The organism is Janibacter sp. DB-40, from assembly GCF_029510815.1.
Classification (GTDB): domain Bacteria; phylum Actinomycetota; class Actinomycetes; order Actinomycetales; family Dermatophilaceae; genus Janibacter.
This window is the reverse complement of the sequence record NZ_CP120360.1, coordinates 2,976,058-2,997,090: the sequence shown is the minus strand read 5'-3', so window position 1 is coordinate 2,997,090 and position 21,033 is coordinate 2,976,058. Positions and strand designations below refer to the sequence as shown.

Genomic DNA, 21,033 nt, shown 5'->3' with positions numbered 1-21,033 from the left:
CGACAGAGGGCACGATGGAGGCATGGCACGCCTGCTCGTCGTCCACCACAGCCCGACCCGCTCGACCAAGGCGCTGCTCGATGCGGCGCTCGAGGGCGCGCGACACCCCGACATCGAGGGGGTGGAGGTGGAGGTGATCCCCGCGCTCGAGGCCACCGCCGACGACGTCCTCGCCGCCGACGGCTACCTGCTCGGGACGCCGGCGAACTTCGGCTACATGTCCGGGGCGCTCAAGCACTTCTTCGACTCGACCTTCCTCCAGGTCGGCGGCGCCCTCGACGACTCCGGGGGCGCGGGGGAGGGACAGGCCGGGCCCACCGCCAAGCGGCCCTTCGGGCTGTGGGTCCACGGTCGCTACGACGTCACCGGCGCCGTCCGCGCGGTGACCTCGATCGTCTCGGCGCTGGAGTGGAAGCAGGCGGCGGAGGTCCTCGAGGTCCTCGGCGACGTCGACGAGGACGCCACCGACCGCGCCACCGAGCTCGGCGGCACCCTCTCCGCCCTGCTCTCCTCCTGACCGCCGCGGTTCCGCGTCGCAGGAGCCTAAGCAGTTGCGAATGGCGGGCCGTGTGAGTTGCAGGAGCCTAAGCAGTTGCGAGTGGCGCGCGAAGGGGGACCCCACCGAGAGCGGTGGGGTCCCCCTTCCTGCCCTGCCGGGGCTCAGGCGTGACGTGCGGTGTATCGGCTGTGGCGGGGGGCGTAGCGCGCGTTGGCGCGGCGCAGCGCGTAGGCCGCGACGACGACGAGCAGCGCGTAGGCCGCGACGGCCATCCAGCCCCCGACGAGGCCGACGGCGGTGCCGATGGCGACCACGGAGACGACGACGCAGCAGACCGCGATGAGGTTGCGGCGGACCGCTGCGATGGACTCGGGCGACGCGTGACGGCTGCGCAGGCTGTGCCCGACCGGGGGGACGACCCGCTCGAGGTCACTCTCCGGCACGGCCTCCGTCCCGGTCGTGATGGTGTCGACCGTCGGCGCGGCAACGGTCGCGGTCGTCGCCGGCCCGGTCGTGGCGCCGACGGCCTGCGTCGTGGACGCGATCGGGTCCTTGCCGGGAGAGGCGGACTCCTCGACGGCGTCACGGAAGGCGAGGGTGGGGATGAGCGCGGTCTCGACCACGTCGTCATCCGTCGCGAGCATCGCCTCCAGGTCCTCGGCCGGAACGGTGCGCGCCCGGGAGACGGACGGCAGGGCGGTGGGCCCCGAGGTGGACGGCGTGGTGCTCGTGGTGCTCATGTGAACAACTATCTCTTGCGCCGAAAGCGAATTCGTGCATGTCAGTCGTTCGGGCGTGTCTCCAGATCGGCGACTGTCCCGGTGGCCCGGGCGACCTCCTCCTCCAGCCGACCGACGTCGGCGGCGGCCGCCTCGAGGGCCGCGAGCGCCTCTGAGTGGGCCAGCCGCGCGGCGCCCAGGGCCCGCTCGTGCTCCCGCAGGTCCTCCCTGGCCTCGGCGAGTTCACGCTCGCGTGCCCGCTCCGCCGCCGCGTCGGCTGCCGCCCTGGCCTCGGCCGCTGCGTGGGCGTCCTCGGCGTCCTCGGCGTCCTCAGTGTCCTCGGCGTCCTCTGACTCGTCGACCCCGTCGGCGTCATCGGTCTCCGCGACCTCCAACTCCGTCTCGTCGTCCGCCCCCTCCGGGTCGTCGTCGCTCTGCGACAACGGCGGGACGAGCCGCAGCACCGCCACCGCGTCATCGAGCTCGACCTCGCCGAACCCCGCGTAGGCCAGTGGCCGCAGCAGCCGGCCGGATGCGAGCGCCTCCCCGCTCGCCGGGTCCGCGAGGGCAGCCACCGCCGTCGAGGAGACCCCGTCGGCCGCGCCGGCGCCGAAGGGCGTGCCGGTCTCCTCCCCGCAGCGGCGGGCCGCGGCGACGAGGGCCTCGATCGCCTCGTGGCGCTCCGGCCGGGCCGCGGACAGGGCGGCTCCGTCCCCCTTCGCCTGGGCGGTGCGCATCCGCTCACCCAGGTCGAGCAGGTCGGCGACCACCTCCGGCTCGGAGCGGGCGACCCGGTTGAGCAGCCACGCGACGACGGTCGGCTTGCGCAGGGTCTTCAGCTCGTCGACGAGGCCGGGTGCCTCCTCCTTCGCCCGGGCCACGAGGCGGGTGCGCACGGCGACGAAGTCCGCCAGTGGCGCACCGTAGAGCTCGTCCACCGCCTCGGCCAGGTCCATGACCACCGATCCTGTCAGCCGCGCGCCTCGGCGATGCGGGTGAGGCGCTCGTGGCGGGCGGCCCAGCCCCCTTCGCCGCGATCCGGCACGTTGTCGTCGGCGCCGTGCCAGCCGACGGCCCCGTCGACCATCTCGCGCAGGATGTCCGCCTGCCCGGCGTGGCGGGCCTCCTCCTCGATCAGGTGCACGAGGATCCGCTCGAGCGTCACCGTGTTGCCCGGCGCCCACCACGGCACCGAGCGGCAGGGCCTCGATCGTCGCGTCGGCGTGGGCGAAGCACGCCTCGACCCACTCGATCACCTCGGCCATCGACTCCTCCTCGGTCGCGAAGAGGTCGGTGTCGTCCTCGACCGACACCCCGGGGGCGTCCCACGGCAGCGGCAGGTCGCTCGGCCGGCCGAAGGTCTCCCCGAAGTAGCCGAGCTCGCACGAGCCGACGTGCTTGTAGAGGCCGAGCAGGTTGGTGCCGGTCGGGGTGCGGGGGAGTCGTGCGTCCCGCTCGGACAACCCCTCCAGCTTGAGGCGAAGGGAGTCGCGCTGGCTGCGCAGGACCGTGTGCAGGATCGTCTTCGGATCGTCGGTCATCGCTGCTCCTCGCGGGTCGGGTGCGTCCACCCTCCCACCGCCGGGATGCGCGCACCACGGAATCGACGGACCGTCCAGCGGATGTCCAGCCACCACGTGCCGGTCTCCCAGCCCGATCGCCTAGATTCTGTCCCGATGACCTCTCTCCCGCGCACCCTCCCGTGGCTCGTCGGCCTCACGGCGCTGCTCGGGGCCGGCTCCCTGCTGGCCTCGGGCCTGCAGGACGTGCGCGCGGAGATGACGGGGGCGCCTGCCTTCGCCTTCCTCCGCTGGAACCTCTTCCTCGCCTGGGTGCCGTACGTGGTCGCGCTCGTCCTCGTGGGGCTGAACAGGGTGCGGGCGCCGGGCTGGCTCCTGGCTGTCCCGGGCCTGGTGTGGCTGCTCTTCCTGCCCAACGCGCCGTACATCCTCACCGACTTCATCCACCTCGGGGCGATCCCGGGAGCGCCGATGTGGTTCGACGCCCTGCTCATCGGCGCCTTCGCCGGCACCGGGTTGCTGCTCGGGATGGCCTCGCTGCTGCTGGTGCACGACGTGGTGGGGTCGCGACTCGGGTCGCTCGCCGGGTGGGTGCTGGCGATCGGTTCCCTCGCCCTGTCCTCGCTCGGGATCTACCTGGGCCGCTTCCCGCGGTTCAACTCCTGGGACGTGCTGACCAACCCGGAGGGGCTCGTCGGGGTCGTGCTCTACCGGCTCGGCGACCCGCTCGGCAATCCGTTCCTGCTCAGCTTCGCCACTGCCATGACCGCCGGACTCGTCGTGTCCTACCTCGTGACGTGGGCGCTCGGCCAGGTCCTCGTGCGGCGGCCGGTCGGGCGGGTGGCCCAGCCCGGCGCGTGAGCAGTCCGCTTCCATGCGGGCTCGGGGCGGCTGCGGGCCCGTCAATCCGGGGCGGCGTAACCCCCCGTTGGCGCCTCGTCCGGCTCTAGGCTGATAACGCGTCGACCGACGCAGATCCTCTCGTGATCGCGAACCCTTACAGGATGGGTGGAGCCACATGGACGTCAAACCAGTCATTGTTGGAGTCGACGGGTCCCAGGACTCCGTCCGGGCCATGAAGTGGGCGGCGGAGTACGCCAAGCACATCAGCGCGCCGCTCCAGGTCGTGATCGCCTGGGAGGTGTCGACGCTCTACGGTGAGACCTTCTCCGACAACTGGGACCACACCGCCGTCGAGAAGAAGCACCGCGAGGTGGCCGAGGGGGTCGTGAGCGAGGCGCTCGGCGACGGCGCGCAGGTCGACGTGCGTGTCGAGCACGGCAACGCCTCCGAGGTGATGGTCCGCGCCTCCCACGATGCGCAGCTCATCGTCGTCGGCAGCCGGGGGCACGGTGGGTTCACCGGGATGCTGCTGGGCTCGGTGAGCCAGCACCTCGTCACCCACGCGCGGTGCGCGGTCACGGTCCTGCCGCACGAGAAGTCCAAGAAGTAGGAGCCGTTCTCTGGCCCCACCCCTACTACGTAAGGTAGTATTGGTGCCGGGCCGGGGCGCTGACGGCGATCCGATGTGACCGTCAGGGCCGGATCCGAACCGACGGGGGCGCACACCTCCGTACAACATGGCAGGAGGGCGACATGGCAGTGGAACCGATCATCGTCGGCATCGACGGGTCCGCGGACTCCGTCCGAGCACTGAAGTGGGCGGCGGAGTACGCCCGGCTGGTGGAAGCGCCCCTCGTGGGTCTGGTCGCCTGGCAGCTGGAGCCGGTCTACGGGTACATGGCGATGACCAACTGGGAGACGGCCGAGTCCGTGGAGGGGGAGGCCCGCGAGATGCTGGCCGAGACCATTCGCACCACCTTGGGGGAGGACGCGCAGATCGAGCACCGCAGCGTGCGGGGGCACGCGGCGCAGGTGCTCGTTGAGGCATCGCACGATGCGCAGCTGGTGGTCGTGGGCAGCCGCGGCCACGGAGGCTTCACCGGGATGCTGCTGGGTTCGGTGAGCCAGCACGTCGTCACCCACGCGCGCTGCGCCGTCACAGTGATGCCGCACGAGGACCAGCACAAGAAGTAGGCGACCAGCGTCGTCGACAGTGCGGGAGCGACCCGGGTGCGGTCGCTCCCGCACTGCTGTCCCCACGGGTTCGGCAGAGCCTGCGCGGGCGGTGATTCGTCGCGCCATCGCGCGGATGGCAGAGTACCGAGGGTGACTACCCGGGCCGCGACCGTGCAGGAGCGACCCCCCGTCCCCCGGGAGATCCTCGTCCTGGTGGCCGCGGCATTCGTCATCGCCGTCGGCTTCGGGCTGATCTCCCCGGTCCTGCCGCAGTTCGCGCAGAGCTTCGACGTCACCGTCGCCGCCGCGACGGTCATCGTCTCCGCCTTCGCCTTCTTCCGCCTGCTCTTCGCGCCCGCGGGTGGCGCGCTCGTCACCCGGCTGGGCGAGCGTCCCGTCTACCTCACCGGGCTGGTCATCGTCGCGCTGTCGACCGGCGCCTCCGCCTTCGCGCAGTCGTACTGGCAGCTGCTCGTCTTCCGCTCCCTCGGTGGTATCGGCTCGACGATGTTCACCGTCTCGGCGATGGCCCTGCTTGTGCGGATGGCCCCGCCGGTGATCCGCGGGAAGGTCTCGTCGATGTACGGCAGCGCCTTCCTCGTTGGCGGCGTCATCGGTCCCGTCATCGGTGGTCTCCTCGGCGAGCTCGGGATGCGCGTGCCCTTCGTCGTCTACGGGATCGCGCTGCTCATCGCGGCGGGCTTCGTCGGCGTGATGCTGCGGGGCGCACACATGCGTCCCGACCCCACGCGGACCGAGCTGGCGCCGATGACCGTGCGCGAGGCGCGACACAACAGTGCCTACCGCGCCGCCATGGTCTCCGCCTTCGCCAACGGGTGGACGAACTTCGGCGTCCGGGTCGCCGTGCTGCCCCTCTTCGCCGTCGCCGTCGTCGGCGAGACCTGGGCTGCCGGTGTCGCGCTCGCCGTCGGTGCGGGCGCGACCGCACTGACCCTGCAGTTCTCCGGTCGTCTCGCCGACACGGTCGGACGCCGTCCGCCGATCATGGTCGGTCTGGCCCTGAGCGCCCTCGGCATGGGCACGATGGGTCTGTCCGGAGGGCTGGTGCTCATCCTCGTGCTCTCCACGGTCGTCGGTGCCGGCGCCGGGCTGCTCAACCCGGCGCAGCAGGCGAGCGTCGCCGACGTCGTGGGCAACGACCGCTCCGGCGGCAAGGTGCTCGCGGGCTACCAGATGTGCCAGGACGCGGGCGGGATCGGCGGCCCGATCCTCGTGGGGCTCGTCGCGGACTACGCCGGGTGGGGCTGGGCCTTCGCCCTGAGCGGGGTCATCTCGGCGCTCGCGATCCTCCCGTGGCTGCGCGCGCAGGAGACGCTGGCCGTTCACTGATGGGGAGGATGCGGATGATTTCGGGCCCATCCGCTGTTGGCGCGGACATGCAGATCGACATCTGGTCCGACATCGCCTGCCCGTGGTGCTACATCGGCAAGCGCCGCCTCGAGAGGGCGCTGGCCGACTACCCGCACCGGGACGAGGTGGGCGTGACCTGGCACAGCTACCAGCTCGACCCCGGCCTTCCCGAGCACTACGACGGCACCGAGGTCGAGTACCTCTCCTCCCGCAAGGGGATGCCCACCGAGCAGGTGCAGCAGATGTTCGCGCACGTGGCCGAGCAGGCCGCGGGCGAGGGGCTGGCCTACGACTTCGACTCGCTCGTCGTCGCCAACTCGGCCCGCGCCCACGAGCTGCTGCACCTCGCCAAGGAGCGTGGCCTGGGCGACGAGGCCAAGGAGGCCCTGCTCTCCGGGCACTTCGAGCACGCCGCGGACATCGGTGACGTCGACACCCTCGTGCGTATCGGGACCTCCGTCGGTCTGGACGAGGGGGAGATCCGCTCGGCCCTCGCGGACGGCCGCTACCAGGCCGCCGTCGCCTCCGACATCGACATGGCCCGCCAGATCGGGGTGACCGGTGTCCCCTTCGTCGTCGTGGACATGAAGTACGCGGTCTCCGGGGCGCAGCCGCCGGAGGTCTTCCGCGAGGTCCTCGACAAGGCATGGGGTGAGCGCACCCCCGCCCTCCAGGTCGTCGACGGCGGCGATGCCGACGCGTGCGGCCCCGACGGCTGCGCCATCTGAGCCTGCGGCGTAGCGTCGGGACATGACACCTGCAGAGCTGCTCATCGACGCCTTCGACCGCGTGCGCGACGGTGCCTTCGCCGTCGTCGACGGCCTGACCGAGGACCAGCTGGCACACCGGGTCACGCCCGACGCCAACTCGATCGCGTGGCTGGTCTGGCACGCCCACCGCGTCCAGGACGACCACATCGCCGACGCCGCCGGCCTCCAGCAGGTCTGGGCCGCGCGGGGGTTCATCGAGCACTTCGACCTCGACCTCGACGAGGACGACACCGGCTTCGGGCACACCCCTGCCCAGGTGGCCGCGGTACGTGCCCCCGCCGACCTGCTGGCCCGGTACGTCGAGGAGGTCCACGCGCAGACGATGGCGTGGGTGGGCGGCCTGAAGGAGGCGGACCTCGACTGGGTCGTCGACACCTCGTGGGAGGAGCCGGTCACCCTCGGGGTCCGGCTGGTCAGCGTCGTCAACGACATCACCCAGCACATCGGCCAGGCCGCCTACGTGCGCGGCCTGCTCGACGAGCACCCGTCGGCATGAGGGAAGGGGGCGGACGTGGCCGGTGAGTTCGTGGTCGAGGTGGACACCCCGATGGCTCCTGCGCAGGCCTGGGCGTGCGTGTGGGACCTCGACCGCCACACCGAGGTCATCCCGCTGACGACGGTCGAGACCGTCCCACCCGCATCGCACCTCGGCGTCGGCACGGAGTTCTGCGGCCGGACCGGGCTCGGCCCAGTCGGCTTCGACGACCGGATGCGGGTCGTCGTCTGGGAGCCGCCCACCACGGGCGCCGGCCGCGCCGTCGTGGCCAAGACCGGGTCCGTCATCGCTGGTGGGATCGAGGTGGCGTTCACCCCCCACGCGGGCCGCACCCGGATCACCTGGCGTCAGCACGTCGAGCTGCCGTGGCTTCCTTCGCGCCTGTCGGGTGCGGAGCGACTCGCCGCTCGCCTCGTCGCACCCGGGTACCGCATGGTCCTTCGGCGGCTGCTCGCCTGACTGCGGTGGCGACGGCAGCACGGGCCCGGAGATTCGCACGTGGTCGGGGGGCCCGGATCGACACGCGGCGACCGTGTGCCTGCGACCCGCGAGTCACGTCCGCCGCTTGGTCCGTCCGGTCGCCGGCGCCGTCCACGGGTCCTCGGGCCACGGGTGCTTGGGGTAGCGACCGCGCATCTCGGCACGCACCTGTGAGTACGGCCCGGACCAGAAGGACGCGAGGTCGTCGGTGACGGCGAGCGGGCGCCGCGCGGGGGAGAGCAGGTGGAAGAGCACCGGCACGCGTCCGTCGACGAGCAGTGGCGACTCCGCGAGGCCGAAGCACTCCTGCAGCTTCACCGCGACCACCGGTGCGGCAGAGGGGTCGTCGTGCTCCGGCCACGTGATCGCCACCCGCGACCCGCTCGGCACCGACAGCCGCTCCGGCGCCAGCTCGTCGAGTCGCGTCGCCGCGGGCCACGGCAGCAACCGACGAAGGGGGTCGGTCAGGTCGATCCTCGCCACCGGCGTCCCCGTGGCGATCCGCTGCAGCTCGGGGCCGAGCCACTCGTCGAGCCGTCTCGCGAGTGCGGCGTCGGAGACGTCCGGCCACGGGGCGTCGAGGTGGTGGTGCAGCACGGCCAACCGGCGCCGCAGCGCGTCCGCCGCCGGTGACCACACCAGGAGGTCGAGCCCACGGTCGGCCAGGGCGCGGGCCACCGCGTCCGCCCCCGTCGAGGCGTCGGCCCGGACCGGGGTGGAGCTGAGCTCGATGGCGCCGATGGCGTCGACCTCGCGGGCCGTGACCCTCCCTTCGCCGAGGTCGGCCCGGGTCTCGCGCACCCGCAGCCCGGCGCCGGCGGTCTCGGCCTCCTCCCGTATGAGGCCGGCGGCCAGCCGGATGACGGCACCGGTCCCGGCTGCCACCCGCCCCTCGGCCCGGGCGACGTCGGCGACGACGATCCACTCGTGGTGGCGAAGGGGGTTGCCCGCCGGCAGCGCCGCACGCGTCCCGGAGGCCAGCAGGTAGGTGGGGCCGTCACCGACGCGTCTGGCGATGCGACCGGGGTGGGCCAGGGCGGTGACCAGACCCGTTGCGTCCGAGCGGGACCCCTCCGTCTCTGTGGCGACGAGCCGGGTCAGGCGCTCGACCTCGCGGCGCCAGCGGGAGGCCTCGCGGCCACGGCCGGAGCGCAGGTCGCCCACCAGCCGGTCGAGATCGCCGTCGTCGCTGCGCAGGTCGTCGGCGAGCGCGGCGACGACCTCGGCGGCGGATCTCGTCCCGACGAGGAGGGCCCCCTCGAGCAGGGCGCGGGCCAGCCGCGGGTCCGCGGGAACGCGGGCGGCGGCGGTCCCCTCAGGGGTGATCCGGCCCTCGCCGTCGACGAGGCCGAGCCCGCGGAGGGTCTCCTCGGCCGCCGCGATGGCTGGCGAAGGGGGCGGTGTCAGCAACGGCAACGCCTCACCCCGGGGCGATCCCCAGGCCGCGAGGGTCAACGCGGCCTCGGTCAGGTCCGCGGTCGTGATCTGCGGGGTGACGTGCTCCGGTGCGCGCGACCACGCGGACTCCTCGATCAGCCGGACCGCCGTGCCCGGTCCCAGGCGTGCGGCGCGGCCGGCCCGTTGGGTCATCGAGGCGCGGGAGGCCTGGACCGTCACGAGCCCGGACATGTCGCGGGCGGCGTCGCGGCGCGGCTCGCGGGAGAGCCCCGCGTCGACGACGAGCCGGACCCCGGGGACCGTGAGGGAGGACTCCGCGAGGTCGGTGGAGACGATGATCCGTGAGGAGTCCCCTTCTCGTGCACCGGTGGCCCGGTCCTGCTCCCGAGGACCGAGCCGGCCGTGCAGCGGGAGGACCTCGGCACGCGGCACGCGATCGCGCAGCTCCTCGACGACCCGGTCGACCTCGCGGGCGCCGGGGACGAAGACGAGGGTGTCCCCTTCGCCGTGGTGGTGGACGGTGGTCGCGGCGACGTGGTGAAGGAACTCCCGCGTGACGCCACGGGCGTCGGTGCGCGGAGTGGGGGAGGGTGCCCACCGGATGTCGAGGGGGTACAGCGCGCCCGGGCTGTCGACCAGCGGCGCGGGCCCGACGTCGTCGGCGAGCACGTCGGCGACGGCCGGGGCGTCGAGCGTCGCGGACATCGCCACCAGGGGCAGGTCGCGCAGCTGGCGGACCTCCGCGAGCATCCCGAGCAGCAGGTCGGTGTCGAGCGCGCGTTCATGGATCTCGTCGAGGACGACCGCGGCCGTGCCGGCGAGCTCCGGGTCGGCGAGGAGTCGGCGCACGAGGACGCCCGGCGTGACGAACTCGATCCGGGCGCCCCGCCGCAGCTGCCGGTCGCCGCGCACGGTGTAGCCGACGAGCTCACCGATGCCCGTTCCCGTGAGGTGCGCGAGGCGGTGGGCGGCGGCACGCACGGCCACGCGCCGCGGGCCGGTGACGACGACGCGACCGGGCACGCAGTCCGCGACGAGGGGTGGGGCGAGGGTGGTCTTGCCGCTGCCCGGTGGTGCCTGCACGACCGCGACGCCCCGGTGGGTGACGGCGGCGCGCAGGTCGTCGAGGGCCTCGGCGAAGGGGAGTCCGTCGCCGAGGGCGGCGGTGTCGAAGGGCGGCACCCGCACAGTCTCGCAACTGCCCGCCTGACGGGCGTGGCTCCTGGTGTGTCGCGCGGCAGTTCACTGCGTCGGCCCCTCCTGGCCCCGTGGTCTGCGGGGGCGTCGGGAGGCCCGCTCGGCCAACTGCCGCGCGACTCGCCGACGGACGGGGTTGAGTCGCCGCGCGACGTCACGCAGCGGGCGCGCGAGACCCGCGCCGACGATGACCCCGAGCGCGATCGCCACCACGATGACCAGGACCTCGGCCGCGGCGACGACACCGGCCGCCGGGGAGGACTCGATCTGCGCGACGGACACGAGCCCGAGGGAGCCGGGCACGAGCAGCCAGAAGCTCGGCAGGAAGGCCACGACCCGAGGCACCCGCGGCCGGACGAACTCCACCAGCGTCGCGACGAGGCTCGCGGCGCAGGCACCGAGGAAGGCGCCGAGCCACGCGCCCTGTCCCGTCGCGCGCCCGAGCTCCTGCGCGATGACGGTCGCCACGATCGTCACGAGCAGGGCAGGCACGAGGGACGGGGGCACGGACTCGAGCAGGGAGATCCCCGCCGCGATGAAGAGCAGCCCGAGCAGCGGCGCCCACAGGCCGAGCTCGTCCGGGCGCTCGCCGGTGATTCTGGACAACGGGACACCGAGCGCGGCGACGGCCGCACCCACCCCGAGGGTGGCCAGCAGCAGCTGCGTGGCGCCATAGGCCAACCGGGACGTCCCGGCCACCATCGATCCCGCGGACAGCTCGGTCAGCCCGGTGACGATGAGCGCACCGGGCAGGAGCACGGCGATCGGTGGCACCAGCGTCCACAGCGGCGCGTCGACCAGCCCGACCTCGGCCGCGCCGAAGGCCGCGAACGCCGAGGCGAAGGCCGCGAGGAAGGGCATCAGCGTGCCGACGAGCAGCGTGCGTCCGCTGAGCATCATCAGCCCGGCGACCACCTGGCTGAGCAGGGCCGCGAAGACCACCGAGGACCATGCCGGCGCCAGCACGAGAGCGACGCCGGTGCCGATGAGGAAGAGGCCCAGCGGCAGGCCGTAGGCGGGGTAGCGGTGGGGATGCTGGCGCAGCACCGCCAGTCGGGCGAGCGCGTCGGCCGGGTCGAGCAGGCCGGAGGTCAGGGCCGTGTGGACGGCCGTCACCTCGGCGAGCTGGTCGAGCCGCACACCGCCGTCGACGGCCTCGAACGTCGCCGCGTCCCCGCTCGTCAGCGCGACCCACAGTCCGGTCGGGGAGGCAGCGACCTCGATGCTCTCGTGGCCGAGTGCCGTCGCCGCCTCCTGTACGTCCTCCTCGACCTCGTGCACCGGCATCCCGCCGGCGAGGAGCCCGGCGCCGAGCCAGGCGAGCAGCCGTCGGGTGTCCTGCACAGCAGTCGTGGTCACCGCGCCATTGTGGGGGATTGGAATGCGCCTGCGTGGGTAGGCCGGGAGGAAGACCACGACGAAGGGAGTCCCCTGTGACCGTCTCGAGCACCGACCGCCGCGAACGCGTAGTCGTCGTCGGGAGCGGGTTCGCCGGCTTCGAGGCGGCCCGCGGAGTGGCCCGACGCCTGCGTCGCGCCGAGCATCCCGCCGAGGTCGTGCTCGTCTCGATGCACGACTACATGCTCTACACCCCGCTGCTGCCGGACGTGGCCGGTGGGCTCATCGATCCGCGCTACGTGGCGGTGCCGCTGGCCAACGAGCTGTCGGACGTGTCGCTGCGACCGGGCTGCGTCGACGGTGTGGACCTGGAGGCACGGACGCTGCACGTGAGCGGCTGTGCCCCCGAGGACGAGGAGATGCACTGGGACCGGCTGGTCCTGACCCCGGGGTCGGTGACCAAGCTCCTCGGCGTCCCCGGCGTCGCCGAGCACGCCCGCGGCCTGAAGACCGTCGCGGAGGCCCTGTACCTGCGCGAGCAGTTCCTCTACCAGCTCGAGCTGGCCGAGCACGAGAGCGATCCGGAGGTCCGGCAGGCCCGCCGCACCGTCGTCGTCGTGGGGGCGTCGTACGCGGGGACCGAGCTGGTCGCCCAGCTGCACGCGCTCGCGGAGGACCACGCGCAGCAGCGCGGCAAGCCGCTGGACCAGGCCCGGTTCGTGCTCATCGACGTGGCCGACCGCGTCATGCCCGAGGTCGGGGAGAAGCTCGGCGACCGCGCGCTGGAGTCGCTGCGCGGCCGGGGCATCGACGTGCGTCTGGGCACGAGCCTGGAGGAGCTCACGGCGGAGGAGGCCACGTTGACCGACGGGGACGTTATCGGTACACGGACGGTCGCCTGGGTCACGGGCGTCACGGGTGCACCGGTGCTCGAGACCCTCGGTCTGCCGCTGGAGAAGGGCCGGCTCGTCGTCAACGCCGACCTGTCCGTCCCGGGCCACCCGCACGTCTTCGCGGCCGGCGACGCCGCGGCCGTGCCCGACCTTGCGAGCAAGGACAAGGATGCGGTCACGCCTCCGACGGCGCAGCACGCGGTGCGCCAGGGCAAGGCCGTCGCCCGCAACGTCGCGGCGACCCTCGGCGTCGGCAGCAGCAAGCGGTACAAGCACCGCGATCTCGGTCTGGTCGTCGACCTCGGCCCGAAGTACGCCGTGGCCAACCCGTTTGGCATCGAGCTGTCGGGCTGGCCGGCGAAGGTCGCCGCCCGGGGGTACCACCTCGCAGCGCTGCCGCGTTCGGCCAACCGCTGGATGACCGCGCTCGCCTGGGCTGCCGAGGTGACCAGCGACCGACCCATCTCCCGCCTCGGGCTGGTCAGCGCCGAGGAGTCCGACTTCCGCACGAGCGAGGGCCTGGACGTGCCCTGATCAGGGACGCAGGTGCGAGGCCCCGTTGAGGTCGAGGGTCGCCCCGGAGGCCCACTGGGCGTCGGGCGAGGCGAGCCAGACCACGGCGGAGGCCACCTCCTCAGGGTGCCCGACCCGGGCGAAGGGGGAGTCCTCCCGGATCGCATCGCCATCCGGTGAGGCGAGCCGGTCGGCCACCCTTTCGGTGTCGATGAAGCCGGGCGCGACGGTCGCGACGGCGATCCCGTGCGGGGCCAGGGCGACGGCGAGCGAGGCGTCCATCGAGTGCAGCGCGGCCTTCGACGCGGCGTAGGCGGGGAAGTCCGGCTCGCCGCGGTGCACCCCGCGGGTCCCGATCGTGATGACCCGACCCGGAAGCCCGAGCTCGATCAGGCGCGCGGTCATCGCATGGGTCACCAGGGCGGTCCCGAGGGTGTTGATCCGCAGGTACTCCTCCCAGCTGCGTTGCCAGGCAACGGACTCCGTGGTCGCCGGGGGATGCCTCAGCGTCGGCGTCGTCGCGATCCCGGCGTTGTTGACGAGCACCGTCACCGGAGCGCCGAGAGCCGCCTCGGCGGCTGCGGGCAGCCCCCGGGCGTCCTCCGCGTCGCCGAGGTCGGCCGTGACGAGGGCGTGCCCGGTGCCCGGGAGGGACGCGAGCGTCCTTCCCCCTTCGTCCGTGGCCGTGCGGACGTGGACGGCGACCCGGTCACCCTGCTCGGCGAAGGACTGCGCCACCGCGCGACCGATCCCGCGGGAGGCTCCGGTGACGAGGACGTTGCGGTTCATGACGAGCTACGGTATCCATCTCCTCACCAGACGCAGCGCACGCACGTGCGCGGGGGGCAGGGGGACCGAATGGGTTTGCTGGACCGATTGACCGTGCGCTCGCGGAAGCGAGCCAGCCGTGCCGATCCGATTGCTGCCGCACTGGAGGACGCGGCCGCGGCAGGCCCGTTGCGGATCCTGATCGAGGCCGAGCAGCAACCGGCGCTCACGGAGCTGCCCGACTGGATCGGTGTCGACGAGGACGATGAGATGGACGGCTTCAACACGGTGGTCGAGCTCGACGACGAGATCCACTTCTACTGCGACCCGGCCGACGGACTCGACCTGGCACTGGCCGAGCAGCGAGGGATCAAGGAGGCCTACGCCGAGGACCGCGAGGTCATCTACGTGCGGACCCGACTCCACCTCGACGACGTCGCCGCTGCGGTGATCCGGGCCGTCGTCGACATCAACCGCAACCCCCGCGATCCCGACGAGGGGGGCGAGAGGAGGCTGTTGCCCAGCGTCGCCCCGACCGACATCCCGGCATGGATGGTCATGAGCCGCGAGATCGTCGACGCGGTCGCGCCGCAGATCGGTGAGGCCGGCTACTCAAGACGAGAGGGCTTCTTCCGCCGATCGGGCAGGGACGGCTTCGTGCAGATGCTGTCCGTCCGCTGGAGCCCCGACGAGCACCCTGACGAGACCTTCGGCCACGACCGGATCTGGGTCGGCTACGGCGTGTGGATCCCGGGGGCCCGGGGACAGCCGATGCCGGCGGATCTGGACGCGGTCACGCTGCTGGAGGCGACGCTGTCCTCCGGGGAGAGACTCCTCCCTGACCCGGCGGTGGTCGCCGAGGCGCTGGAGACGACCGCGCTGCCGTGGCTGGAGGCCACCGACGGTCGCGACGCCTTGGCCGCCTGGGCGGCGGAGGACCCGGGCCGGATCGACCCGCCGACGCAGCGGCCGCTCATCGCCCGGCTCCTGACCGAGTGGGGCTACCCGGACGCCGCCCGCCGGGTCAATCCGGAAGGACCATCGCGATGACGTCGGGTGCGCCCTCGGACAGCCACCCCGGCCGCACGCGGCCGACCTCCTGCCACCCGGTGCGCCGGTAGAGCCGCATCGCAGCAGTGCTCGTGGGGACGACGTCGAGGCACGGCGCGAGGTCGCGCTCCCGCAGTGCCGCGACCGCGGTGTCGAGCAGCGCACTGCCGGCTCCGCTGCCCCGCGCCGAGCCGGCGGTGAAGAAGATCGCGACCTCACCCAGCTCGTCGTGGGGGCGCCGGTGTGCGTCCATCCACGCCCGCACGACGGCCGCGTCCCCGTCGGCGAGCGACGTCGGGTCCCCCGGGAGGGAGATGGCGACGTGACCGACGGCTGCGCCGTCGACCTCGGCCACCCACGCGGCCGTGGTGCCGGGCCGCAGGATGAACTGCTCGGCGGAGTACGGGAGCGGGTCGCGGTGCGGGTAACCGGAGGCGCGCTGCTGCTCCAGCAGCGCCCGCGCCAAGTGCGGTACGTCGTCCGGTCGCCGGGGGCGGATGACGGGCTCGCTGGGGGACACCCGACTATCCTGCACAGCGGGAATGTCCGACCCGCAACAGGGTAGGACGAGGGCTCCCGAGCAAGGAGACAGCATGACGAGCGAGCAGACGCCGGAGCAGGGCCAGGTGTCCGAGACCACCAACCTCGACGAGGACCAGCTGCAGGGCGGCGTCCACAGCGAGGGGGAGCCCTCGACCGCTGCCGTCCGGGACCAGGACGGCCCTGCGGACGCGGAGCTGGCGTCGCCGGACGAGCGGACCGTCGACGCGGACCCGGAGGACGCCGAGGACCCCGAGGGCATCGAGGACGCCGAGCGCCGGGTGGGGTGGGCCGACGAGTGACCACCCTGCCCGGGGAGCGCGGTGCGGTGAGCGCCCACGTGCTCCGGATGCTGCGCGGGGACCGACCCGGGCCCCTGCCCGAGGTGGCCGGTGACGTCCTCGTGGACGAGGACGTCCAGCTGGCCCTGTGGTGCCTCTTCGAGCTGCACCACCGCGGGTTCGACGACGTCGACCCCGATCTGGAGTGGGACCCGGAGGTGATCCGCGTCCGGCGCGTGCTCGAGGCCGCGCATCTCGCCGCGGTGCGCGACCTCACCCGCGAGCGGCTGGAGCAGGTGGATGCGCGCGATGACCTCGTCGACCAGATCGACACGCTGCTCGCCGTCGACGACGGCCCGTCCCTCGCCGAGCACCTGCGTCGCCACGCCGATGCCGACCAGTTCCGCGACTTCCTGCGCCAGCGCAGCATCTACCACCTGAAGGAGTCCGACCCGCACGCCTTCGTCGTGCCGCGCCTCGACGGGACGCCGAAGGTGGCCCTCGCGGAGCTGCAGTACGACGAGTTCGGTGCGGGCCGACCGGCAGCCCTGCACTCGACCCTCTTCGCCGATGCCCTCGCGGCCTGCGGCCTGGACCCCACGTACGGCGCCTACATCGACGAGGCGCGGGCCACGACGCTCGCGGTCAACACGACGATGAGCATCTTCGGCGTCAACCGGCGGTGGCGGGGGGCAGCGATGGGGCACCTCGCGGCCTTCGAGTCCACGAGCTCGCTGCCGTGCCGATGGATCACCTCGGGCGCCCGGCGCCTCGGTCTGCCGGAGGAGGTGGCGACGTACTACGAGGAGCACATCGAGGCCGATGCGGTGCACGAGCAGCTGGCCGTGCGGAGCATCTGCGCCCCGCTCGTGGCGGCCGAGCCCGACCTGCACGACGACGTCCTCCTCGGTGTCGCCGCCTGCCTCGAGCTGGATGCGCTCGCCGCGCGGGATCAGCTGGCGCAGTGGGGCCACGCAACCGCCGTGGGGGTGCCCGCGTGAGCCGCGAGGTCTCCGTCCAGCGGTGCCCGGACGGTCCGGTGCTGGTCCGCGGTGCGGACAGGGTGCGCGACGCCGACGGTGCCGAGCATGAGGTGACCCGGCCCGTGGTCGCGATGTGCATGTGCGGTACGTCCGCCCGGCTGCCGTGGTGCGACGGCACCCACAAGGTGCTCAACGCGCAGCGGTCCCCGGGCAGTGGTCACTGATGGCGCGGGTGGACTTCGCCTTTGCCGGCCTGCGGCTGACGACCGACGAGCGGCTGCTCGCCCCGCGCGAGTGGACCGCAGCCCAGTCGCGGTGGGCGGCCGACCTGCTGCCGACCCTGCCGCCCGGTCCCGTCCTCGAGCTCTGCGCCGGAGCGGGCCACATCGGTCTGGCTGCCGTCCACGAGAGTGACCGGCCGCTCGTGGCGGTCGACCGCGAGGAGACCGCGACGACGCACGTGCTGCTCAACGCGGGCCTGCTGGGCATCAGTGACCGGGTCGAGGCGCGCTGCAGCCCGCTGGGGGAGGCGATCGCCCCGCACGAGCAGTTCCCGCTCGTCATCGCGGACCCGCCCTGGGTGCGTCGGTCCGACATCGGTCGCTACCCGCAGGACCCGCCGGAGGCCATCGACGGGGGCACCGACGGGCTGGACATCGCTCGTGAGTGTGTGCAGGTCATCGATCGCCACCTCGCCCCGGGCGGGGCGGCACTGCTCCAGCTCGGCTCGGCGCAGCAGGTGTCCGCGCTGGAGCTGCCGCGGACGCTCGCCGTCGACGAGGTCCGCGAGTTCCCCCGGGGAGCCCTGGTCCGGATGGGCAGGCCCGCTCACCCGACGACGTCGACCTGACGCCTGCGGAAGCCGACCAGTCCCATGAGCGCCAGGCCGACGGCGAGGGCCAGGACGACGAGGAAGGGACCGGCCGTGAAGTCCTCCACAGGAGGGCTGGCGAGCTGGTGCAGTGGAGAGAGCGCGACCAGTGCGTCCGGGAGCTGCAGCAGCTCGCCGAAGAATTCGACGACACCCATCCACACCACCAGGACCCAGCACAGCGGAGCCACCAGGCGCGGCGCCCAGCCGTAGAGGGCGGCTCCGAGTCCCGCCACGACCAGCGCGGCGGGGACGAGCGCGACGTGTGCGACGGTGACCATCCCGATGACGTCCGCGTCACCGGTTACGGCGGCCGCCGCGAGCCCGGTGCACACGCCGGTCACCACGCTGATGACGACGGCCCCCACCGCCACGACGGCGAGGTGGGAGCCGAGCCAGCCGCTGCGTCCGATCGGAGTCGCGAGGACGGTGTCGGTGCGACCGCTGTCCTCCTCCACGCGCAGGGTGCGCACCCCGAAGACCGCGTAGGCGGCGATGAGCACGGTGACGAAGGCGCCGAGGAAGGAGCTGTAGCCGTCCAGCAGCGCGTCGGTGCTGAACATCTCGGCCATGGCCGGTGGCATGTCCTCCCCGGCGTCGAGCATGGCCTGGGCGAAGGCGCCGTCGGTGACGCCGAGGAGCAGGATGCCGGTGCCCCACCCGAGGAATCCCCCGCGCTGGAGCCGCAGGGCCAGGCCGGAGGGCGTGCCGAGGCGGGGACGGGCGTGCGGCCGACCCGGCCGCACGGCGACGAGGCTCGCTCCGAAGTCCCGTCTGCCGAGGAGGAGGTAGCCGGCCGTGGTCCCGGCGACCGCGACGAGCACGAGGAGGAGAAGGGAGGCCCACCGGTCGTGCACGTACGGCGCCGTCTGCGCCGGCCACGCCAGGGGAGAGAACCAGGAGAGCGCGCTGCCGCCGGGCGCGGCCATGTCGCCCACCGCGCGGATGACGAAGGCGGCGCCGAGCACGCCTCCGGCCATCCCGGCGGCCGGGCGGGAGAACTCGCTCAGCTGCACGGTGACCGCGGTGACCCCGGCGAAGGCGAGGCCCGACAGCGCGGTGCTGAGCCCGACGAGGAGGGACCCCGTGGTGGCGAAGCCGTTGGTGATCGCCAGCCCCGACACCACGACGAGGACGAGCGCGTTCGTGATGAGCGCGATGACGATGGCCGCCGTCAGCGGTGCGTAGCGGCCGGTGACGTTGGCCCGGAGCAGCTCCGCGCGCCCGGTCTCCTCCTCCTGCCGGGTGTGCCGGACGACGAGGAAGATGTTCATCAGCGCGGCGAGGAGGAAGAGGTACGGCGTGTAGCCCGCCGCGAAGAACCGCTCGTACGTGGGGTCGTCCATCCCGAACGCCGGCCCGGTGAACATCCGACCGACGGGCTGGGTGAACATCGGCACCAGGGCGGCCAGGTCCTTCTGCGTGGGCGCCAGGAGCGGCAGGGCGTTGCCGATGTAGAGGACGAAGATGCCCAGCCCGGCCACCCACGCGGGCAGCTTGACCCGGTCCCGGCGCAGCCCGAGGCGGACGAGGGTCCCCGTCCCGGCGAATGTCGTCCGAGGGGCGGAGGGCGTGCTGGTCGCCCAGGTCGTCCCGGTCGCGGCGGTCATCGGACCCCGACCTCCTCCTGCGGCTCGGCCCCGCCGGCGGTGGCGTCCTCGCCGTAGTGGCGCATCAGCAGCTGCTCGAGCGTCGGGGGATGGGCGACGAGGGAGCGGACCCCGAGCTCGGAGAGTGCGCGGACGACGGGCTGGACGCGGTCCCCGTCGACGTGGAACTGCACGCGACCGTCCTCGCGGGTGAGGCCGTGGACCCCCGGGAGCGTCGCGAGCTCGTCGGCCGGCCGGTCCGTCTCGGCGACGAAGGTCGTGCGGGTCATGTGCCGCAGATCGGAGAGGCTGCCCGACTCGACGACCCGCCCACGGCGCACGATCGAGATCCGGTCGGCCAGGGCCTCGACCTGCGCCAGGATGTGGCTCGAGAGCAGGACGGTGCGCCCCTCGGCCTTCGCCTCCGCGATCGTCTGCTGGAAGATGACCTCCATCAGCGGGTCGAGCCCCGCGGTCGGCTCGTCGAGCAGGAGCAGGTCGACGTCGGAGACGAGCGCCGCGATCAGCGCGACCTTCTGGCGGTTGCCCTTGGAGTAGGTGCGGGCCTTCTTCGAGGGGTCGAGGTCGAAGCGCTCGCACAGTTCCTCGCGCCTCGCGGTGTCGATGTGGCCGCGCAGCCGGGCGAAGAGGTCGATCGCCTCGCCGCCGGTCACCGTCGGCCAGAGAGCGACGTCCCCCGGGACGTAGGCCAGGCGCCGGTGGAGCTCGACGGCGTCGTCCCACGGGTGGCCCCCGAGCATGCGCACGGTGCCACCGTCGGCACGCAGCAGGCCGAGCAGGACACGCATGGTCGTCGACTTCCCGGCGCCGTTGGGGCCGAGGAAGCCGTGGACCTCGCCCGCAGCGACCTCGAGGTCCAGGCCGTCGAGGGCGCGGACCGTGCCGAAGGTCTTGACGAGCCCGTGCGTGGAGATGACTGCATCGGTGGAACTCATGACGTCTCCCTGTGGTCTGCGGCGGGCGCTCCGTCCGTCGCGGTGGTGTCGGTGGGTGGCTCGAAGAGCCCGGCCATCTCGCTGTAGGCGCCCTCGGTGACCAGACCCTGGGTGTACAGCTCCATGACGGGTCGGAAGTACGGGGCGAGGTCCTCGGGGTCGGTGCCGGGGGCGAGGAAGTCGACGCCGAGCAGGCGGTGCAGCTGCTCGTGCAGGACGAGGGCGCCGAGGGACCAGACGACCAGGACGACCGCGCGCTCGCGGGGGACGCTGCTCGGCTTGAGCAGCCCGGCCTGCTCGCTCGCGGCCATGTAGACCTCGGCGTCGGCCACCATGTCGTCCACGAGCCGGCCGACCTGCTCGCCGCCCTCGCTCAGGGTCCGCACGAGGTAGCGCAGCAGCGGGCGGCTCTCTTGCATCATCTGCAGGGCCGCCAGCGGATTCATCTGAGGACCGCTGGCGAGGACCGTCTCCTTGTTGCCGCGGATCAGTCGAGCCACGTGCTCGTCGCAGGCGCGGTGGAGTCCGGCCTTCGACCCGAAGTGGTGGATCACCAGCCCCTGCGAGACCTCGGCGCGCGCGGCGATCGACTTCAGGCTGGTGCCGGCAACGCCCTTCTCGCCGAAGAGCTCGATGGCGGCATCGCGGATGCGCACCATCCCGTCGCGGTCATCGGTGCTCATGACGGGACGCTTGGCTGACTGTTCACTCAGTCAGTACACTCCTGACTGTGCGTTCAGTCAACCCCGATTGCGAGGGCATCGTCGTCCCCGCGGGTCACG

Annotated in this window: 23 protein-coding genes and 1 pseudogene; 14 read left to right on the top strand and 10 right to left on the bottom strand. The window is 73.0% G+C overall.

Going from position 1 to position 21,033, the window contains the following annotated elements:
- Positions 1–22 precede the first annotated feature (22 nt).
- Positions 23–517 carry an NAD(P)H-dependent oxidoreductase gene (locus tag PVE36_RS14415; RefSeq protein ID WP_277237740.1) on the top strand — a complete coding sequence of 165 codons (495 nt, stop codon included), beginning with the start codon at positions 23–25 and terminating at the stop codon, positions 515–517.
- Positions 518–660: 143 nt separating this feature from the next.
- Here PVE36_RS14415 and PVE36_RS14410 read toward each other — a convergent pair whose 3' ends face one another.
- The 3 genes and pseudogenes from PVE36_RS14410 to PVE36_RS14400 all read right to left on the bottom strand — a co-directional run bounded on the left by PVE36_RS14410 (position 661) and on the right by PVE36_RS14400 (position 2,759).
- A complete protein-coding gene (locus PVE36_RS14410; RefSeq protein WP_277453302.1) occupies positions 661–1,239 on the bottom strand; it encodes a hypothetical protein in 579 nt (192 codons plus the stop codon).
- Positions 1,240–1,280: 41 nt separating this feature from the next.
- On the bottom strand, positions 1,281–2,174 hold the full coding sequence (locus tag PVE36_RS14405) for a hypothetical protein (protein ID WP_277453301.1): 894 nt from the start codon (positions 2,172–2,174) through the stop codon (positions 1,281–1,283).
- Positions 2,175–2,188: 14 nt separating this feature from the next.
- Positions 2,189–2,759, bottom strand: a pseudogene (locus tag PVE36_RS14400) (DinB family protein).
- 135 nt (positions 2,760–2,894) lie between these two features.
- Between PVE36_RS14400 and PVE36_RS14395 the strand changes: the two are divergent.
- The 7 genes from PVE36_RS14395 (at position 2,895) to PVE36_RS14365 (ending at position 7,853) form a co-directional block, all read left to right on the top strand.
- Positions 2,895–3,599: a DUF1361 domain-containing protein gene (locus PVE36_RS14395; protein WP_277453300.1), complete on the top strand. Its 705-nt coding sequence runs from the start codon at positions 2,895–2,897 to the stop codon at positions 3,597–3,599.
- Between the two features lie 157 nt (positions 3,600–3,756).
- Entirely contained in the window at positions 3,757–4,191 is a 435-nt protein-coding gene (locus PVE36_RS14390) for a universal stress protein (protein WP_277453298.1), read from the top strand.
- A gap of 143 nt (positions 4,192–4,334) precedes the next feature.
- Entirely contained in the window at positions 4,335–4,775 is a 441-nt protein-coding gene (locus PVE36_RS14385) for a universal stress protein (protein ID WP_277453295.1), read from the top strand.
- Positions 4,776–4,907: 132 nt separating this feature from the next.
- Positions 4,908–6,107, top strand: a complete 1,200-nt coding sequence (locus PVE36_RS14380; RefSeq protein ID WP_277453293.1) for an MFS transporter — start codon at positions 4,908–4,910, stop codon at positions 6,105–6,107.
- Positions 6,108–6,154: 47 nt separating this feature from the next.
- Positions 6,155–6,856 carry a DsbA family oxidoreductase gene (locus PVE36_RS14375; RefSeq protein ID WP_277453292.1) on the top strand — a complete coding sequence of 234 codons (702 nt, stop codon included), beginning with the start codon at positions 6,155–6,157 and terminating at the stop codon, positions 6,854–6,856.
- 22 nt (positions 6,857–6,878) lie between these two features.
- On the top strand, positions 6,879–7,394 hold the full coding sequence (locus tag PVE36_RS14370; RefSeq protein ID WP_277453291.1) for a DUF664 domain-containing protein: 516 nt from the start codon (positions 6,879–6,881) through the stop codon (positions 7,392–7,394).
- Positions 7,395–7,409: 15 nt separating this feature from the next.
- Positions 7,410–7,853: an SRPBCC family protein gene (locus PVE36_RS14365; RefSeq protein ID WP_277453289.1), complete on the top strand. Its 444-nt coding sequence runs from the start codon at positions 7,410–7,412 to the stop codon at positions 7,851–7,853.
- 93 nt (positions 7,854–7,946) lie between these two features.
- Here the strand turns inward: PVE36_RS14365 and hrpB are convergent, their stop codons facing one another.
- Together hrpB and PVE36_RS14355 are read right to left on the bottom strand one after the other, a co-directional pair.
- Complete coding sequence (hrpB, locus tag PVE36_RS14360) at positions 7,947–10,460, bottom strand: ATP-dependent helicase HrpB (protein ID WP_277453288.1); 2,514 nt, start codon at positions 10,458–10,460, stop codon at positions 7,947–7,949.
- 54 nt (positions 10,461–10,514) lie between these two features.
- The gene (locus PVE36_RS14355) at positions 10,515–11,828 is read right to left on the bottom strand and encodes a threonine/serine exporter family protein (protein ID WP_277453287.1); all 1,314 of its coding nucleotides are present in this window, start codon (positions 11,826–11,828) and stop codon (positions 10,515–10,517) included.
- Positions 11,829–11,902: 74 nt separating this feature from the next.
- On the opposite strand from PVE36_RS14355, the gene PVE36_RS14350 reads away from it, so the two are divergent.
- Positions 11,903–13,234: an NAD(P)/FAD-dependent oxidoreductase gene (locus tag PVE36_RS14350; protein ID WP_277453285.1), complete on the top strand. Its 1,332-nt coding sequence runs from the start codon at positions 11,903–11,905 to the stop codon at positions 13,232–13,234.
- Here the strand turns inward: PVE36_RS14350 and PVE36_RS14345 are convergent, their stop codons facing one another.
- Entirely contained in the window at positions 13,235–14,002 is a 768-nt protein-coding gene (locus tag PVE36_RS14345) for an SDR family oxidoreductase (RefSeq protein WP_277453283.1), read from the bottom strand. It lies immediately after the preceding gene.
- Positions 14,003–14,071: 69 nt separating this feature from the next.
- Between PVE36_RS14345 and PVE36_RS14340 the strand changes: the two genes are divergently transcribed.
- Complete coding sequence (locus PVE36_RS14340) at positions 14,072–15,031, top strand: hypothetical protein (RefSeq protein ID WP_277453282.1); 960 nt, start codon at positions 14,072–14,074, stop codon at positions 15,029–15,031.
- Here PVE36_RS14340 and PVE36_RS14335 read toward each other — a convergent pair.
- Positions 15,006–15,551 (bottom strand): N-acetyltransferase, encoded by a 546-nt coding sequence (locus PVE36_RS14335; RefSeq protein WP_277453280.1) that lies wholly within the window; start codon positions 15,549–15,551, stop codon positions 15,006–15,008. The two genes, PVE36_RS14340 and PVE36_RS14335, sit on opposite strands and share 26 nt — an antisense overlap.
- 73 nt (positions 15,552–15,624) lie before the next feature.
- Between PVE36_RS14335 and PVE36_RS14330 the strand changes: the two genes are divergently transcribed.
- From PVE36_RS14330 to PVE36_RS14315, 4 genes are read left to right on the top strand one after another with little or no spacing between them, the layout of a single operon-like run.
- Positions 15,625–15,873, top strand: coding sequence for a hypothetical protein (locus PVE36_RS14330; protein ID WP_277453276.1), 249 nt, complete (start codon positions 15,625–15,627; stop codon positions 15,871–15,873).
- A complete protein-coding gene (locus PVE36_RS14325; RefSeq protein ID WP_277453275.1) occupies positions 15,870–16,853 on the top strand; it encodes an iron-containing redox enzyme family protein in 984 nt (327 codons plus the stop codon). The genes PVE36_RS14330 and PVE36_RS14325 overlap by 4 nt, the downstream gene beginning before the upstream one ends.
- A complete protein-coding gene (locus PVE36_RS14320; protein ID WP_277453274.1) occupies positions 16,850–17,059 on the top strand; it encodes a CDGSH iron-sulfur domain-containing protein in 210 nt (69 codons plus the stop codon). Before PVE36_RS14325 ends, PVE36_RS14320 begins: the two co-directional genes overlap by 4 nt.
- Complete coding sequence (locus tag PVE36_RS14315) at positions 17,059–17,685, top strand: RsmD family RNA methyltransferase (protein WP_277453272.1); 627 nt, start codon at positions 17,059–17,061, stop codon at positions 17,683–17,685. The genes PVE36_RS14320 and PVE36_RS14315 overlap by 1 nt, the downstream gene beginning before the upstream one ends.
- Here PVE36_RS14315 and PVE36_RS14310 read toward each other — a convergent pair.
- Genes PVE36_RS14310 through PVE36_RS14300 form a run of 3 tightly spaced genes read right to left on the bottom strand, consistent with a single transcriptional unit; the run spans position 17,664 to position 20,934 of the window.
- The gene (locus tag PVE36_RS14310) at positions 17,664–19,316 is read right to left on the bottom strand and encodes a hypothetical protein (protein ID WP_277453270.1); all 1,653 of its coding nucleotides are present in this window, start codon (positions 19,314–19,316) and stop codon (positions 17,664–17,666) included. The two genes, PVE36_RS14315 and PVE36_RS14310, sit on opposite strands and share 22 nt — an antisense overlap.
- Positions 19,313–20,251 carry an ABC transporter ATP-binding protein gene (locus PVE36_RS14305; RefSeq protein WP_277453269.1) on the bottom strand — a complete coding sequence of 313 codons (939 nt, stop codon included), beginning with the start codon at positions 20,249–20,251 and terminating at the stop codon, positions 19,313–19,315. Before PVE36_RS14305 ends, PVE36_RS14310 begins: the two co-directional genes overlap by 4 nt.
- Entirely contained in the window at positions 20,248–20,934 is a 687-nt protein-coding gene (locus PVE36_RS14300) for a TetR family transcriptional regulator (protein ID WP_277453267.1), read from the bottom strand. The genes PVE36_RS14305 and PVE36_RS14300 overlap by 4 nt, the downstream gene beginning before the upstream one ends.
- Positions 20,935–21,033 lie beyond the last annotated feature (99 nt).

What these genes read in the sequence shown, in the direction of transcription:
- PVE36_RS14415 (WP_277237740.1), top strand. Translation starts at nt 23, where the DNA reads ATGGCACGCCTGCTCGTCGTCCACCACAGCCCGACCCGCTCGACCAAG.
- PVE36_RS14410 (WP_277453302.1), bottom strand. Translation starts at nt 1,239, where the DNA reads ATGAGCACCACGAGCACCACGCCGTCCACCTCGGGGCCCACCGCCCTG.
- PVE36_RS14405 (WP_277453301.1), bottom strand. Translation starts at nt 2,174, where the DNA reads ATGGACCTGGCCGAGGCGGTGGACGAGCTCTACGGTGCGCCACTGGCG.
- PVE36_RS14395 (WP_277453300.1), top strand. Translation starts at nt 2,895, where the DNA reads ATGACCTCTCTCCCGCGCACCCTCCCGTGGCTCGTCGGCCTCACGGCG.
- PVE36_RS14390 (WP_277453298.1), top strand. Translation starts at nt 3,757, where the DNA reads ATGGACGTCAAACCAGTCATTGTTGGAGTCGACGGGTCCCAGGACTCC.
- PVE36_RS14385 (WP_277453295.1), top strand. Translation starts at nt 4,335, where the DNA reads ATGGCAGTGGAACCGATCATCGTCGGCATCGACGGGTCCGCGGACTCC.
- PVE36_RS14375 (WP_277453292.1), top strand. Translation starts at nt 6,155, where the DNA reads ATGCAGATCGACATCTGGTCCGACATCGCCTGCCCGTGGTGCTACATC.
- PVE36_RS14370 (WP_277453291.1), top strand. Translation starts at nt 6,879, where the DNA reads ATGACACCTGCAGAGCTGCTCATCGACGCCTTCGACCGCGTGCGCGAC.
- PVE36_RS14345 (WP_277453283.1), bottom strand. Translation starts at nt 14,002, where the DNA reads ATGAACCGCAACGTCCTCGTCACCGGAGCCTCCCGCGGGATCGGTCGC.
- PVE36_RS14340 (WP_277453282.1), top strand. Translation starts at nt 14,072, where the DNA reads ATGGGTTTGCTGGACCGATTGACCGTGCGCTCGCGGAAGCGAGCCAGC.
- PVE36_RS14330 (WP_277453276.1), top strand. Translation starts at nt 15,625, where the DNA reads ATGACGAGCGAGCAGACGCCGGAGCAGGGCCAGGTGTCCGAGACCACC.
- PVE36_RS14315 (WP_277453272.1), top strand. Translation starts at nt 17,059, where the DNA reads ATGGCGCGGGTGGACTTCGCCTTTGCCGGCCTGCGGCTGACGACCGAC.
- PVE36_RS14310 (WP_277453270.1), bottom strand. Translation starts at nt 19,316, where the DNA reads ATGACCGCCGCGACCGGGACGACCTGGGCGACCAGCACGCCCTCCGCC.
- PVE36_RS14305 (WP_277453269.1), bottom strand. Translation starts at nt 20,251, where the DNA reads ATGAGTTCCACCGATGCAGTCATCTCCACGCACGGGCTCGTCAAGACC.
- PVE36_RS14300 (WP_277453267.1), bottom strand. Translation starts at nt 20,934, where the DNA reads ATGAGCACCGATGACCGCGACGGGATGGTGCGCATCCGCGATGCCGCC.